The sequence below is a fragment of the Klebsiella sp. PCX genome (genome assembly GCF_021869705.1).
GTDB classification, from domain to species: domain Bacteria; phylum Pseudomonadota; class Gammaproteobacteria; order Enterobacterales; family Enterobacteriaceae; genus Klebsiella; species Klebsiella quasipneumoniae.
In genome coordinates this window covers 4066036-4079735 of record NZ_CP091527.1, presented here as the reverse complement: position 1 = coordinate 4079735, position 13700 = coordinate 4066036, and the positions used below count along the sequence as shown (strand labels likewise).

General features: G+C 61.1%; 14 protein-coding genes. 6 read left to right on the top strand and 8 right to left on the bottom strand.

Going from position 1 to position 13700, the window contains the following annotated elements:
• The first annotated feature begins 128 nt into the window (after window positions 1-128).
• Window positions 129-1121: an RNA polymerase sigma factor RpoS gene (gene rpoS / locus GQR96_RS19365; protein ID WP_002915106.1), complete on the top strand. Its 993-nt coding sequence runs from the start codon at window positions 129-131 to the stop codon at window positions 1119-1121.
• Between the two features lie 52 nt (window positions 1122-1173).
• On the opposite strand, the gene GQR96_RS19360 is transcribed toward rpoS, so the two are convergent.
• Both GQR96_RS19360 and GQR96_RS19355 read right to left on the bottom strand, forming a co-directional pair.
• The gene (locus GQR96_RS19360) at window positions 1174-1551 is read right to left on the bottom strand and encodes a hypothetical protein (RefSeq protein WP_017899177.1); all 378 of its coding nucleotides are present in this window, start codon (window positions 1549-1551) and stop codon (window positions 1174-1176) included.
• On the bottom strand, window positions 1548-2750 hold the full coding sequence (locus GQR96_RS19355; RefSeq protein WP_004205608.1) for an MFS transporter: 1203 nt from the start codon (window positions 2748-2750) through the stop codon (window positions 1548-1550). The genes GQR96_RS19360 and GQR96_RS19355 overlap by 4 nt, the downstream gene beginning before the upstream one ends.
• A gap of 108 nt (window positions 2751-2858) precedes the next feature.
• Here GQR96_RS19355 and GQR96_RS19350 point away from each other — a divergent pair, with 108 nt between their 5' ends.
• Window positions 2859-3746: a LysR family transcriptional regulator gene (locus tag GQR96_RS19350; RefSeq protein ID WP_017899176.1), complete on the top strand. Its 888-nt coding sequence runs from the start codon at window positions 2859-2861 to the stop codon at window positions 3744-3746.
• Between the two features lie 8 nt (window positions 3747-3754).
• Here GQR96_RS19350 and GQR96_RS19345 read toward each other — a convergent pair whose 3' ends face one another.
• Window positions 3755-4162 (bottom strand): MarR family winged helix-turn-helix transcriptional regulator, encoded by a 408-nt coding sequence (locus GQR96_RS19345; RefSeq protein ID WP_004205611.1) that lies wholly within the window; start codon window positions 4160-4162, stop codon window positions 3755-3757.
• A 172-nt stretch (window positions 4163-4334) separates the two neighbouring features.
• Here GQR96_RS19345 and GQR96_RS19340 point away from each other — a divergent pair, with 172 nt between their 5' ends.
• The 4 genes from GQR96_RS19340 (at window position 4335) to GQR96_RS19325 (ending at window position 7187) form a co-directional block, all read left to right on the top strand.
• Window positions 4335-4928: a non-oxidative hydroxyarylic acid decarboxylases subunit B gene (locus GQR96_RS19340; protein WP_002915099.1), complete on the top strand. Its 594-nt coding sequence runs from the start codon at window positions 4335-4337 to the stop codon at window positions 4926-4928.
• Window positions 4928-6355: a non-oxidative hydroxyarylic acid decarboxylases subunit C gene (locus GQR96_RS19335; protein ID WP_049004710.1), complete on the top strand. Its 1428-nt coding sequence runs from the start codon at window positions 4928-4930 to the stop codon at window positions 6353-6355. Before GQR96_RS19340 ends, GQR96_RS19335 begins: the two co-directional genes overlap by 1 nt.
• A 10-nt stretch (window positions 6356-6365) precedes the next feature.
• Entirely contained in the window at window positions 6366-6602 is a 237-nt protein-coding gene (locus GQR96_RS19330) for a non-oxidative hydroxyarylic acid decarboxylases subunit D (protein WP_004205613.1), read from the top strand.
• Window positions 6603-7034: 432 nt separating this feature from the next.
• Window positions 7035-7187, top strand: a complete 153-nt coding sequence (locus GQR96_RS19325) for a Hok/Gef family protein (RefSeq protein WP_025999150.1) — start codon at window positions 7035-7037, stop codon at window positions 7185-7187.
• Window positions 7188-7314: 127 nt separating this feature from the next.
• On the opposite strand, the gene mutS is transcribed toward GQR96_RS19325, so the two are convergent.
• The 5 genes from mutS to GQR96_RS19300 form a co-directional block, all read right to left on the bottom strand.
• Window positions 7315-9876, bottom strand: a complete 2562-nt coding sequence (mutS, locus tag GQR96_RS19320; protein ID WP_032456520.1) for a DNA mismatch repair protein MutS — start codon at window positions 9874-9876, stop codon at window positions 7315-7317.
• A 153-nt stretch (window positions 9877-10029) separates the two neighbouring features.
• Entirely contained in the window at window positions 10030-10809 is a 780-nt protein-coding gene (locus GQR96_RS19315) for a heme ABC transporter ATP-binding protein (RefSeq protein ID WP_049004711.1), read from the bottom strand.
• Window positions 10802-11797: a FecCD family ABC transporter permease gene (locus GQR96_RS19310; RefSeq protein WP_049004712.1), complete on the bottom strand. Its 996-nt coding sequence runs from the start codon at window positions 11795-11797 to the stop codon at window positions 10802-10804. The genes GQR96_RS19315 and GQR96_RS19310 overlap by 8 nt, the downstream gene beginning before the upstream one ends.
• A complete protein-coding gene (locus GQR96_RS19305; RefSeq protein ID WP_023319005.1) occupies window positions 11797-12615 on the bottom strand; it encodes a heme/hemin ABC transporter substrate-binding protein in 819 nt (272 codons plus the stop codon). The genes GQR96_RS19310 and GQR96_RS19305 overlap by 1 nt, the downstream gene beginning before the upstream one ends.
• Window positions 12612-13643, bottom strand: coding sequence for a hemin-degrading factor (locus tag GQR96_RS19300; protein ID WP_065905319.1), 1032 nt, complete (start codon window positions 13641-13643; stop codon window positions 12612-12614). The genes GQR96_RS19305 and GQR96_RS19300 overlap by 4 nt, the downstream gene beginning before the upstream one ends.
• Window positions 13644-13700 lie beyond the last annotated feature (57 nt).

Here is a 13700-nt window from a genome sequence, read left to right as displayed (position 1 = left end):
GCTAACAGGCGCCAGGGCGGTGTCTATGCGCCTCTCGCAGAGAGGAGTAGGGGAAATCGTCCTGGCGTCTTTTGTTGATGCGCCGTGGAAGGTGCTTTGCTCAGGGATCACGGGTAGGAGCCACCTTTATGAGTCAGAATACGCTGAAAGTTCATGATTTAAATGAAGACGCGGAATTTGATGAGAACGGAATTGAGGTTTTCGACGAGAAGGCCTTAGTAGAAGAGGAACCCAGTGATAGCGATCTGGCTGAGGAAGAGCTGCTGTCGCAAGGCGCAACGCAACGCGTGCTTGACGCCACTCAGCTTTATCTTGGAGAGATTGGTTATTCCCCACTGCTGACCGCGGAAGAGGAAGTCTATTTCGCGCGTCGCGCACTGCGTGGTGATGTCGCTTCACGCCGTCGCATGATTGAAAGCAACCTGCGTCTGGTGGTGAAGATTGCCCGTCGTTACAGCAATCGTGGTCTGGCGCTGCTGGATCTGATTGAAGAAGGTAACCTCGGCCTGATCCGCGCCGTTGAGAAGTTTGACCCGGAACGTGGGTTCCGTTTTTCGACCTATGCGACCTGGTGGATCCGCCAGACCATTGAACGGGCGATCATGAACCAAACCCGTACGATCCGTTTGCCGATCCACATTGTCAAAGAGCTGAACGTCTATCTGCGTACCGCGCGCGAGTTGTCCCATAAGCTGGACCACGAGCCGAGCGCGGAAGAGATTGCCGAACAGCTGGACAAACCGGTCGATGACGTCAGCCGTATGCTGCGTCTGAACGAGCGCATCACCTCGGTGGATACCCCGCTGGGTGGCGATTCAGAAAAAGCGCTGCTGGATATTCTGGCCGATGAGAAAGAGAACGGCCCGGAAGACACCACGCAGGACGATGATATGAAACAAAGCATCGTTAAATGGCTGTTCGAACTGAACGCCAAGCAGCGTGAGGTTCTGGCTCGTCGTTTCGGTCTGCTGGGTTATGAAGCCGCCACCCTGGAAGATGTGGGCCGTGAAATTGGCCTCACCCGCGAGCGTGTGCGTCAGATCCAGGTGGAAGGTCTGCGTCGTCTGCGGGAAATTCTGCAGGGGCAAGGACTGAATATCGAAGCGCTCTTCCGCGAATAAGATCTTTTCTCTCAAAAAGGCCCCCTCGAAAGTCGGGGCCTTTTTCTTTGCGCTAGCCGCGGCGGGTTTCCTGCAGATGGCGCCAGACAATTTTCCCTTCCGCTTGCTGAAAAATCGCCGTCGACCAGCGTACGTTCTCACTGCCATCCGCCAGCGTTTGGCGTTCACGGTATAGCACGGCGGCGCCGTCGTGCCACTCGCTGATGATTTTCGTCTGATCCACCACGATGTGTAATCCCGGACGGCTTGCGCCCGCCTGGTGGAAAAAACGGCTCACCGTCGGGTAGTCCATCTTCTCGCCGCTCAGAGGGATCATAGTGAATTCGGCGGCAAAACGGCTCATCAGCGCCTCAGCGCTCCCTTCCCCCTGGCTTAACCAGCGTTCGATAAGGACATGGGCGTCGAGGACTTCCTGCAGATACGGGTTCATGACTTCTCCAGAGTGGTGTGCAGGCGATGGATAATCGCCCGATTATTCAGCCGCAGGCAACACAGCAGCGGCAACAGGGTTATGGCGGCGGCGCAGCTAAACGCGCCTTGCCAGGCGTAGGCCGGCGGGAATATCCTCAGCAGCAGAGCGAGCAGCGCGCTGCCGGCAAAGAAGCTGAGCTGGCGGTTAAGGTTCCACAGCGCGCTGGCGTCAGGCATCTCTTCGCCAGGCGTATGCAGGAAAGCGCTGCTTTGCGCGGTGCTGCTGCATAAGCTACCTCCGCCGCCCATCAGCGTAAAGGCCAGAATCAACAGCGCCAGCGGGCTGTGCGCATCGACCTGCAGCAGCAGCAGGATCCCTGCCGCCTGAAGCAGGCAGCCGACTATCACCAGAGGCCGCGGTCCGAAGCGGTTGAAATACCTGCCGGTAAAGGTGATGGCGACAAACGAGGCCAGCGACCAGGGCACCATCAGGGCGCCAATGGCCCCCGGCGCCATCCCGGTGACGCGTTGCAGGTAGAACATTCCCACGACGTTGACGCCAATAAACATTCCCGGTACGCAGAGATAAATAAGCATGGCGAAGCGCAGGAGAGGATCGGCCAGCAACGACAGCGGGAGCAAGCGGGCCGGCCGGACAGGGGCGGAGGTGTCGTTCAGCCATCGCGCCGCCAGCATAAAGGTAAGCAGGGCGACAGGCAGGCTGGCGAAAAAGACCCAGCGCCAGCTGAAGGCCTGGACGAGCAGACCGCCGATCGCCGGCGAGCAGGCGGGCGCCAGCAGGCCGACCAGCATCACCGCCGCCGATAGCTTCGCCCGCTCCTGCGGCTGAAACAGCGGCCAGGTCAGCGCCTGACCGAGGGGGATTAGCAACCCGCCGCCCATCCCCTGCAACGTCCGCCAGAAAATCAGCGCACCCAGGCTGTGGGCCAGCCCTGATGCCAGCGCGCCGAGGCTGAACAGCCCCAGCGAGAGTAAAAACAGCCGTTTTGGTCCACAGCGCTGGCTGAGCCAGGCGCTGAACGGCACGACGACCGTCAGGCCAAGAATATAGGCATTGCTGACCCACGCCAGCTGCGAGACGGATACCGCCAGCGCGTGGCTGATAGCCGGGAAGGCGATGCTGGCGATAAACATATTGATTAAGTCGAGAAAAAAGCCGAACAGAAAAACGGTGGCAACGCGGTGGCGATAGGTCATGATTCACTCCCTCAGACAGGCGGCTACTGTAAACCCGGCGCCACGGGGGATAAACGGGGTGAATCGGGATATACTGTCTGAATATTTTTGACAATCATCCGGACGACGATGCTAAACCTTCAGCGCGTGACCATGTTTATCGCCGTGGTGGACGCCGGCAGCTTCACCCAGGCCGCCGCGGCGCTGGGGCAGACCAAAGCGGTGGTCAGCTTTAACGTAAGGCAACTGGAAAATGAGCTGGGGGTGACCCTGCTGCTGCGCTCGACGCGCCGTCTGCGGCTCACTGACGCCGGGGCGCTGTTCTATCAGCGTGGGGTGGCGCTGCTGAAAGCGGCGGAAAATCTGCAGGATGAGGTTCGGGCCAGCCATAGCGGTTTAAGCGGAGAGCTGCGGATCACCACCACGCCGGAGTATGGCGCACAGGTTATCATCCCGGCGCTGGCGGCGTTTTCCCGTCATCATCCGGCGTTACGGGTGCGGCACGTCTCGTCCTCCCATCATGCGGATCTTATCTCCGAACGATTTGACGTGGCGATACGCCTCGGCACGTTGGCCGATTCCCGCTACCGGGCGACGCGGATTGCCAGTTTTGCGATCCTGCCCGTCGCCTCACCGGCCTGGCTGGCGAGCCATCCGCTGCAGACGCTGTCCGATCTGGCGCAAGCTGACTGGATTATTCACGAGCGTCTGCCGGCGCCGCTGCGCTGGCAGCTGCGAACGGATGAACAGGCAGAGGTGGATTTTACGATAGTCAACGCGCCACGGTTTTCAGCCGACAGCGCCACGGCGCTGATGAGCTTTGCTCTGGCCGGATGCGGCGTCGCTTTGCTGCCTGCCTGGCTGGTGGCCGGGAAACTGGCGCAGCGGGAGCTGGTGGCTGTCCTGCCGGAATACCATTTCCCGCCGCAGGGCGTGTATGCCCTTTATCCCGATGCGCAGCATATGCCGACCCGGGTGCGGGCGTTTATCGACTTTCTGCGCGAACAGCTCGACTAGGCGCTTGCTCAGGGAACCATCATCTTACGCACCAGCCGGGAGAACTGCTCGCGTTCATCATCGCTCAGGCGGCCGAGAAACTCGTCATCGACCTCATTGCCTTGCGGAATGGAACGGTTAAGCAGCGCCTCGCCTTCGTCGGTCAGAAAGACAAAACGGCGGCGTTTATCGGCCGGATCGTGCTCCCGGCGCACCAGGCCGCGCGCTTCCATCCGGCTGAGCATCTCCGCCAGCGTGGCCTTAGTACTGACCGCCGCTTCAATCAGCACCACCTGTTCGATCCCCGGCTGCTCGGCAACCGAGCGCATCACCGCATACTGAGGCTTAGTCAGGTCCGGTAACGCCTGCTGCCAGCGGGCGGTATGTTGTTGAAAAAGCTGGCGCAGCAGGTGGAATGCTTCGTTTCGTAACTCCATGAATACTCCGTAACAAAACTGTCACCTCTATGATAGCTGTTCGTACGCCTTTTTATACCTTTTCCCTGTTTGATTAAAAATGCGCACGTATACGAACGATCTTGTTATTTGAATCAGGAGGGGGTAATTTAAACATAAAGTTCGTGTACGAACAAAGTGAATGAGGTGTGGAATGAAACTGATTATTGGGATGACGGGGGCCACCGGGGCTCCGCTTGGGGTGGCATTGCTGCAGGCGCTGCGCGATATGCCGGAGGTGGAAACCCATCTGGTGATGTCGAAATGGGCAAAAACCACCATCGAGCTGGAAACGCCGTGGACGGCACGGGAAGTGGCCGCGTTGGCGGACTTTTCCCACAGCCCGGCCGACCAGGCCGCCACCATCTCATCAGGTTCATTTCGCACCGACGGCATGATCGTTATTCCCTGCAGTATGAAGACGCTGGCGGGCATTCGCGCGGGCTATGCCGAAGGGCTGGTGGGCCGCGCGGCGGACGTGGTGCTTAAAGAGGGGCGCAAGCTGGTGCTGGTCCCGCGGGAAATGCCGCTCAGCACGATCCATCTGGAGAACATGCTGGCGCTGTCCCGGATGGGCGTGGCGATGGTGCCGCCGATGCCGGCTTACTACAACCACCCGGAAACGGTTGACGATATCACCAACCATATTGTGACCCGGGTGTTGGATCAGTTTGGCCTCGACTACCACAAGGCGCGCCGCTGGAACGGCTTGCGTACGGCAGAACAATTTGCACAGGAGATCGAATAATGGCTTTTGATGATTTGCGCAGCTTTTTGCAGGCGCTGGATGACCAGGGACAACTGCTGAAAATCAGTGAAGAGGTGAACGCTGAGCCAGACCTGGCGGCGGCGGCCAATGCCACCGGACGCATCGGCGACGGCGCCCCGGCGCTGTGGTTCGATAATATTCGCGGCTTTACCGACGCCCGGGTGACGATGAACACCATCGGCTCGTGGCAGAACCATGCCATCTCGCTGGGCCTGCCGCCCAACACGCCGGTGAAAAAGCAGATTGATGAATTCATCCGCCGTTGGGATAACTTCCCGGTGACGCCAGAGCGCCGCGCCAACCCGGCATGGGCGGAAAACACCGTGGATGGCGACGATATCAACCTGTTCGATATTCTGCCGCTGTTCCGCCTCAACGATGGCGATGGCGGGTTTTACCTCGACAAAGCCTGTGTCGTTTCGCGCGATCCGCTTGACCCTGACAACTTCGGTAAGCAAAACGTCGGTATCTACCGTATGGAAGTGAAAGGTAAGCGCAAGCTCGGCCTGCAGCCGGTGCCGATGCACGATATCGCCCTGCATCTGCATAAGGCGGAAGAGCGCGGGGAAGACCTGCCGATCGCCATTACCCTCGGTAACGACCCGATTATCACCCTGATGGGCGCCACGCCGCTGAAATACGATCAGTCAGAATATGAAATGGCCGGCGCGCTGCGCGAGAGCCCGTATCCCATCGCCACCGCGCCGCTGACCGGCTTTGACGTGCCCTGGGGTTCGGAAGTGATCCTCGAAGGGGTGATTGAAGGCCGCAAGCGTGAGATAGAGGGGCCGTTCGGTGAGTTTACCGGCCACTACTCCGGCGGTCGTAACATGACGGTAGTGCGCATCGACAAAGTCTCGTATCGCAGCAAACCGATTTTTGAATCGCTCTATCTCGGTATGCCATGGACCGAAATCGACTATCTGATGGGCCCGGCCACCTGCGTGCCGCTGTATCAGCAGCTGAAGGCAGAGTTTCCGGAAGTGCAGGCGGTCAACGCCATGTACACCCACGGTCTGCTGGCGATCATCTCCACCAAAAAACGCTACGGCGGCTTTGCCCGCGCGGTGGGACTGCGGGCGATGACCACTCCCCACGGCCTCGGCTATGTGAAGATGGTGATTATGGTTGATGAAGACGTCGACCCGTTCAACCTGCCGCAGGTGATGTGGGCGCTCTCCTCTAAGGTTAACCCGGCGGGAGACCTGGTGCAGTTGCCGAACATGTCGGTCCTTGAACTTGATCCAGGCTCCAGCCCGGCGGGCATCACCGACAAACTCATTATCGACGCCACCACCCCGGTTGCGCCGGACCTACGCGGCCACTACAGCCAGCCGGTGCAGGATCTGCCGGAAACCAAAGCCTGGGCTGAAAAACTGACCGCTATGCTGGCCAACAGTAAATAAGGAGAAGAAGATGATTTGTCCACGTTGCGCCGATGAAAAGATTGAAGTCATGGCAAAATCGCCGGTGAAAGGGGTCTGGACTGTGTATCAGTGCCAGCACTGCCTTTATACCTGGCGGGATACCGAGCCGCTGCGCCGCACCAGCCGCGAGCACTATCCGGAAGCGTTCCGGATGACGCAGAAAGATATTGATGAGGCGCCGCAGGTGCCGCACGTCCCGCCGCTATTGCCGGAAGATAAGCGTTAATGAAAAGGGCCCGCTAAGGGCCTATTTCATTTGGGCTATTTTACCGGCCATATTAAAACTGGGCAGTGCGCAAACTGCCTGCGACAAATACGCCGACTGGGATAATCTCTCAGTCGGTTTTTTTATATTTCGCAGAATGATAAAAGTTATTTTATTCATTAAATCCAGAAATGGTGTAAAGGGATAATAGCGTGGGATGACTTTGCGAGCCTGCTTCCAGATTATTATAAAATCCGTGTGATTAATTCCTTGCAGATAAATTTCACGCCCTGACGAGTATAGAATAGCGGCGGGTGCTTGAGGCTGTCTGGCCTTGAGCAAGACCAGGACCCCAGACAGACGAAAGCCCCAGGAGATATTTCTATCAACTGAGGCTAGCGAATGAACATAGACAATTCAGATGTTAGTCTCTTCTTTGCAGGGAGGCAAGATATGCTGACAAAATATGCCCTTGTAGCAATCATCGTACTGTGTATTACGGTACTGGGATTTACGCTGTTGGTGCACAGCTCGCTATGCGAGCTGAGTATTAAAGAGCGTAGTATTGAGTTTAAAGCTGTTCTCGCTTACGAATCGAAGAAGTAGCATCCGCGCGGGGGCAACCCCGCGTATTGGTTGTCAGGACGCATCCTCTTGCACCCATTTTTAGTTTGTTAAAACGGCAGCGCGGAGCGGCGCTGCCGTTTTTGACCTTAATAGGGCGATTGGGGTGCTAGACCAGACTTTTCAGACGATAAATCCACTCCAGCGCCTGACGCGGGGTCAGGGAGTCCGGATCAAGATTCTCCAGCGCCTCAACCGCAGGCGAGGTCTCTTCCGGGGCGGCGAGCAGCGACATCTGCGTGCCGTCGACCTGGGTCGCCGCCGCGTTGGGCGAAATACTCTCCAGCTCGCGCAGTTTCTGCCGCGCGCGCTTGATCACCTCTTTCGGCACCCCGGCCAGCGCGGCGACCGCCAGGCCGTAGCTCTTGCTGGCCGCGCCATCCTGCACGCTGTGCATAAAGGCGATGGTGTCGCCATGCTCCAGCGCGTCGAGATGGACGTTGGCGACGCCTTCCATTTTCTCCGGCAGCTGAGTGAGCTCGAAGTAGTGGGTGGCGAACAGCGTCAGCGCCTTGATTTTGTTGGCGAGATTTTCCGCACAGGCCCATGCCAGCGACAGACCGTCGTAGGTGGACGTGCCGCGGCCAATCTCATCCATCAGCACCAGGCTGTGTTCGGTGGCGTTGTGCAGGATATTGGCGGTTTCAGTCATCTCCACCATAAAGGTCGAGCGGCCGCTGGCCAGGTCATCCGCCGCGCCGACGCGGGTAAAGATGCGATCGATGGGGCCTATCTCCACCTTCTGCGCCGGGACGTAGCTGCCGATATAGGCCAGCAGCGCAATTAGCGCGGTCTGGCGCATATAGGTACTTTTACCGCCCATGTTCGGCCCGGTGATGATCAGCATCCGCCGCTGCGGCGCCAGCTGCAGCGGGTTGGCGATAAACGGCTCTTTCAACACCTGCTCGACCACCGGATGGCGGCCTTCGCTGATGCGAATGCCCGGCTTATCGCTAAAGGTCGGGCAGCAGTAGTTCAGGGTTTCCGCGCGTTCCGCCAGGTTGACCAGCACGTCCAGCTCGGCCAGCGCGCTGGCGCTCGCCTGCAGGTCGGCAAGGTGCGGCAGCAGCAGGTCGAACAGTTCGTCATAAAGCTGCTTTTCCAGCGCCAGCGCTTTGCCCTTGGAGGTCAGCACCTTATCTTCGTATTCCTTCAGCTCAGGAATAATATAGCGTTCGGCGTTTTTCAGCGTCTGGCGTCGCACGTAGTGGATCGGCGCGAGGTGGCTCTGGCCGCGGCTGATCTGGATGTAGTAGCCGTGGACGGCGTTGTAGCCGACCTTCAGGGTGTCGAGGCCCAGCCGCTCGCGCTCGCGGATCTCCAGCTTATCGAGATAATCGGTGGCGCCATCGGCCAGCGCCCGCCACTCGTCCAGCTCTGCGCTGTAGCCTGGAGCGATGACCCCGCCGTCGCGGACCAGCACCGGCGGGGCGTCGATCACCGCGCGCTCCAGCAGTTCGCGCAGTTCGCTAAACTCGCCCATTTTTTCGCGCAATTTTTGCACCGGCTGACTGTCAACGTCAGCCAGCTGCTCGCGCAGCAGGGGCAACTGCTGCAGGGCATGACGCATGCGGGCTAAATCGCGTGGACGGGCGGTACGCAGCGCCAGACGCGCCAGAATACGTTCCAGATCGCCGACCTGGCGCAGCACCGGCTGCAGCTCGGTATAGCGCTCCTGCAGCGCGCCGATGGTCTGCTGGCGCTCCATCAGCACGGCGGTATCGCGGACCGGCATATGCAGCCAGCGCTTGAGCATCCGGCTGCCCATCGGCGTCACCGTGCAGTCGAGCACCGAGGCCAGCGTGTTATCGGTGCCGCCGGCGAGATTCTGGGTGATCTCCAGATTACGGCGGGTGGCGGCATCCATAATGATGCTGTCCTGCTGGCGTTCCATGGTGATGGAGCGAATATGCGGTAGCGAGGTGCGCTGGGTGTCTTTGACATACTGCAGCAGGCAGCCGGCGGCGCACAGGCCGCGGGGAGCGTTTTCCACGCCGAAGCCAACCAGATCGCGGGTGCCGAACTGCAGGTTAAGCTGCTGGCGCGCGGTGTCGATTTCAAATTCCCACAGCGGGCGACGGCGCAGACCGCGGCGGCCTTCGATCAGCGACGATTCGGCAAAATCTTCCGCATACAGCAGCTCCGCCGGATTAGTGCGCTGCAGCTCTGCCGCCATGGTTTCGCGGTCGGCCGGTTCGCTCAGGCGGAAGCGGCCGGAGCTGATGTCCAGCGTCGCGTAGCCAAAGCCTTTGCTGTCCTGCCAGATGGCGGCCAGCAGGTTGTCCTGACGCTCCTGCAGCAGCGCTTCATCGCTGATGGTGCCCGGCGTGACGATACGCACCACTTTACGCTCGACCGGCCCTTTGGTGGTGGCCGGGTCGCCTATCTGCTCGCAAATAGCTACCGACTCGCCCTGATTAACCAGTTTCGCAAGATAGTTTTCCACCGCGTGGTGGGGGATGCCGGCCATGGGAATGGGTTCGCCCGCGGAGGCGCCGCGCTTGGTCAGCGAGATATCGAGCAGCTGCGACGCGCGTTTCGCATCGTCATAAAACAGCTCGTAAAAATCCCCCATCCGGTAAAACAGCAGAATGTCAGGATGTTGCGCCTTCAGCTTGAGATACTGCTGCATCATCGGCGTGTGGGCGTCGAGATTGTCAATTGTGCTCATGGGGTGTTATCCAGATCCCTGATTTGAAATGGCTGCGATTTTGTTGTTTTCGTCGTTATCACATGGATGAGACATGATAACGGAGATGGGCAGGCGAGGGAAACTGACGAACGCGCGCGGCGCGATCCGGATTCCGGTTGCGCCGCGCGGGGGTTACGGCGCCAGATAGACCTGGGGGGCCGCGTTGTCCGGATGCTGGCCGAGGCGGACATCCGCCCCGTACCAGCGATGGATAACTGGCTGCTGGATCACCTCCTGCGGCGTGCCCTGGGCGACCAGATGGCCCTGGTGAAGCAGCAGGATGCGGTCGGCCCACAGGGCGGCGAGGTTAAGGTCATGCAGCACCACGCACACGTGCAGTTGCCCGCCGGCGGTGAGCCGTTTGAGCAAGCGCAGCAGATACTGTTGATAGTAAAGGTCCAGCGCCGAGGTGGGTTCATCAAGAAACAGCCAGCCCTGCGGCGCGCCGTCGCGCCACAGCTGCGCCAGACAGCGGGCGAGCTGTACCCGCTGCTGCTCGCCACCGGAGAGGCCGGGATAGCGGCGGCCGGCAAGTTCATCGCAGCCGGTGACGGCCATTACCGCCGCCAGCACCGACGGGTCCGCGGTCGGACCCCACGGCGAGCGCCCCATGGCGATGACCGTTTCCACCGTCCAGTCAGCCTGCAGGGCCGTGCGCTGCAGCATGACCGCCCGCCGGCGCGCCAGCGCCTCGGGTGACCATTCCTCCAGCGGCGTGCCCGCCAGATGGCGAGTGCCGCTATCCGGAGTCAGGTACCCGGTAAGCAGCCGCAGCAGCGTGGATTTGCCTGCGCCGTTCGGCCCGATAAGCGCCGTCATCTCGCCGCCGCGCAGCGCGACGGAGACGTTGTCGATAATCTGTCGTTTACCAAGGCGAAGTGACAGACCCTGGGCGCAGTATGCATTAGCCATGTCTGGAGTTCTCCCGACGAAAGACCAGCCACAGAAACCAGGGGGCGCCCAGCAGGCTGGTGAGCAGACCGACCGGCATCTCCGCCGGCGCCGCTACGGTGCGGGCCAGGGTATCGGCCAGCAGAAGCAGGATGGCGCCGGCCAGCAGCGAGCCGGGGATCAGCCCGCGATGATCCGGCCCCAGCCACAGGCGCATCAGGTGCGGCACCACCAGGCCGATAAAGCCGATGACTCCGCTGATGGCCACCGCCGCGGCCACCAGCACCGCGCTGCACAGCAGCAGCCAGCGCTGCAGCGCCCGCACGTTGACCCCGAGATAGTGCGCCTCTTCATCGCCGAGCTGCAGCAGATTCAGGTGGGATGCCATCCACCACACCGCCAGCGCCGCCGGGATGATCAGGGTCGTAGCCACCAGCAGGGTCGGCCACTCGGCCTGGCCCAGGCTGCCCATGCCCCACAGCGACAGCTGGCGCAGCTGGGCGTCGTTGCTCAGCCAGGCCAGCACGCCGACCAGCGCCCCGCACAGCGCGTTGATGGCGATCCCTACCAGCAGCAGGCGCGACAGCGAACCCTCCTCCGCCCGGCTGAGGATAAAAATCACTACCATCACTGCCAGGCTACCAATAAACGCCGCCAGCATCGGCATATACAGGGCGATCAGCCCCGATGCGGAAAGCGGGAGCACCAGCCAGCAGGCCACCGCCAGCGCGGCGCCGCTGCTGATGCCCAGCAGGCCCGGGTCGGCAAGTGGGTTGCGAAACAGCCCCTGCATCACGCAGCCGGAGAGGGCCAGCGCCGCGCCTACCAGCAGGGCCAGCAGCACCCGTGGCAGACGGATGGTCAGCCAGATATGGCGCAGCATCTCATCCCCGGCGGGCAGCAGGCTGGCCAGCGGCAAACGCATCGCGCCAAGGGTGGTGGCGAACAGCGTCAGCGAAACCAGCAGTAGCGTCATCATCAGCAAACGGCGGGCGAGGGCAGGGCGCATCAGGGCAGTTGCTCCGCTTTTTCACGCAGCGCGATAATTGCCTGCGGGGTGCGCGGCCCAAAGCCGAGCAGGGCCATGTCGTCGATCGTCAGCAGCTGTTTATGGCGACCCGCCGGGGTCTGCGCCAGGCCGGGCAGGCTCCACAGCCCGGCTTCGCCGCCCATCCCTTTGAGACCATCGGCGGAGATCACCACCAGATCCGCCTGGCTGGCGGCCACTCCCTCCTGCGACATCGCCCGATAGTGGTCGAAGCCCTGCATCGCGTTCTGCAGACCGGCGGCGCGAATGGCGCCATCGGCCGCGGTGTGTTGCCCGGCCACCAGGGTATTCATTCCGCCGTGGCTGAGAATAAACAGCACCCGCCTGGCAATCGGCTGCGTTGGAATGGCGGCGATCTGCTGCTGAAGCTGCTGGCGCAGCGCGTCGCCTGCCGGGGTTTTGCCTAATGCTTCGGCAATGACGGCCACTTTTTTATCGATCGCGGCCAGGTTTTCGCCGCCAGGCACGTTAACCACCTTCACGCCGCTCGCCTGCACCTTTTGTAAGACCAGCGAGGGCTGCGCCTGGGCGCTCGCTAACACCAGCTGCGGACGTAATGCGAGGATCCCCTCAGCGTTCAGCTGCCGCAGGTAGCCGACATCCGGCAGTTTTTGCGCCGCCGGGGGCCAGCTGCTGGTGCTGTCCCGGGCGACCAGGCTCTGTTGCGCGCCAAGGGCATAGACGATCTCAGTGACATCTCCGCCGAGGGTGACGAGCCGCTCCACAGCGGCGTGGCTCAGCAGCGGGAAGGCGATGAGAAGCAGTAACCAGCGCATCATGCGGGCAGTCCTTCGCGGGTCAGACGATCCACCTGCTGGCGCCATTGCGCCTGCTCGGGGTGGCCCTCGCTGCGCTGGCCATAGAGCTGGGCAATCTGGGTGCCGTCTTTGGCGAACAGCTCGACGCTGGTGACGTGTCCGTCTGAGGTCGGCTTACGGGTCACCCACACTTCATCGATACTCTCTTCGCGCAGATGGAGGGTAAAGGTGGGATTGAAGATATTCAGCCAGCCGCGCATCGGCGCCAGCTTTTCCAGGGCACCGGTGAAAATCTGCACGCAGCCGCGATTGCCGACGAAGATCATGATTTCATTGCCCTCCTGGCGCACCGTCTCCAGTAACGCTGGCAGCGCATGGCGATCAACGCGGCAGGCGAGGTCGTCGCTCACCAGACGGAAGGCCTGCTGGCGGGAAAGCTGATATTTACGCAGCAGACCGAAGAACTGGTGTACGTCGGTCATCTCGCGCCAGTCGTTCTCCAGCGCGGCTCCATCGGCGCTCTCGGCATATTTCACCGGCTCCAGCGGGCGCAGGGTCAGCGGTGCCGGGGCCGCCATCCGATACTCCGCGATCAGGGTGTCCCAGGCCGCCATGTCGGTCTGCGTGGTCGCATAGACTTTCAGCAGGGCGTCACCGTGGTGGTCGAAAAACTGAATGCTCTGGCGACCGTTATCGTTCAGATGGAAGGCGCTGGCCCACTGGCTGAGGAACAGACGCAAGTCGAGCGCGCGCGGGTTGAGTACCAGCCCGGCGTGGCCGCTGAGGTGCTGGTGCGTGAACTGGCCGACCTGCTCATGCACGGCATACTCGTTGCGGCAGATGCATTTGGTTTCACCGACGCGCTCCAGGGCGGCAATCAGCGCCCGGGCGTCATCGCTCAGGCGTACGGTATCGTGGCCGAGGCGGGCGGCGGTCAGTTCGGCTTCGCTGATCCCCATTTCCGCGGCGATATCGCGGGCATATTTCGCGGCGCTGGCCGCTTTGGTGGCCTGGTAGCGCTGCCACAGGTCAGGTTGTGCATTTGGCATAATCATATCCTTCTCGACGATCAATATCCCCGGCCGGTGGGCCGGGGCAGGTGAGTG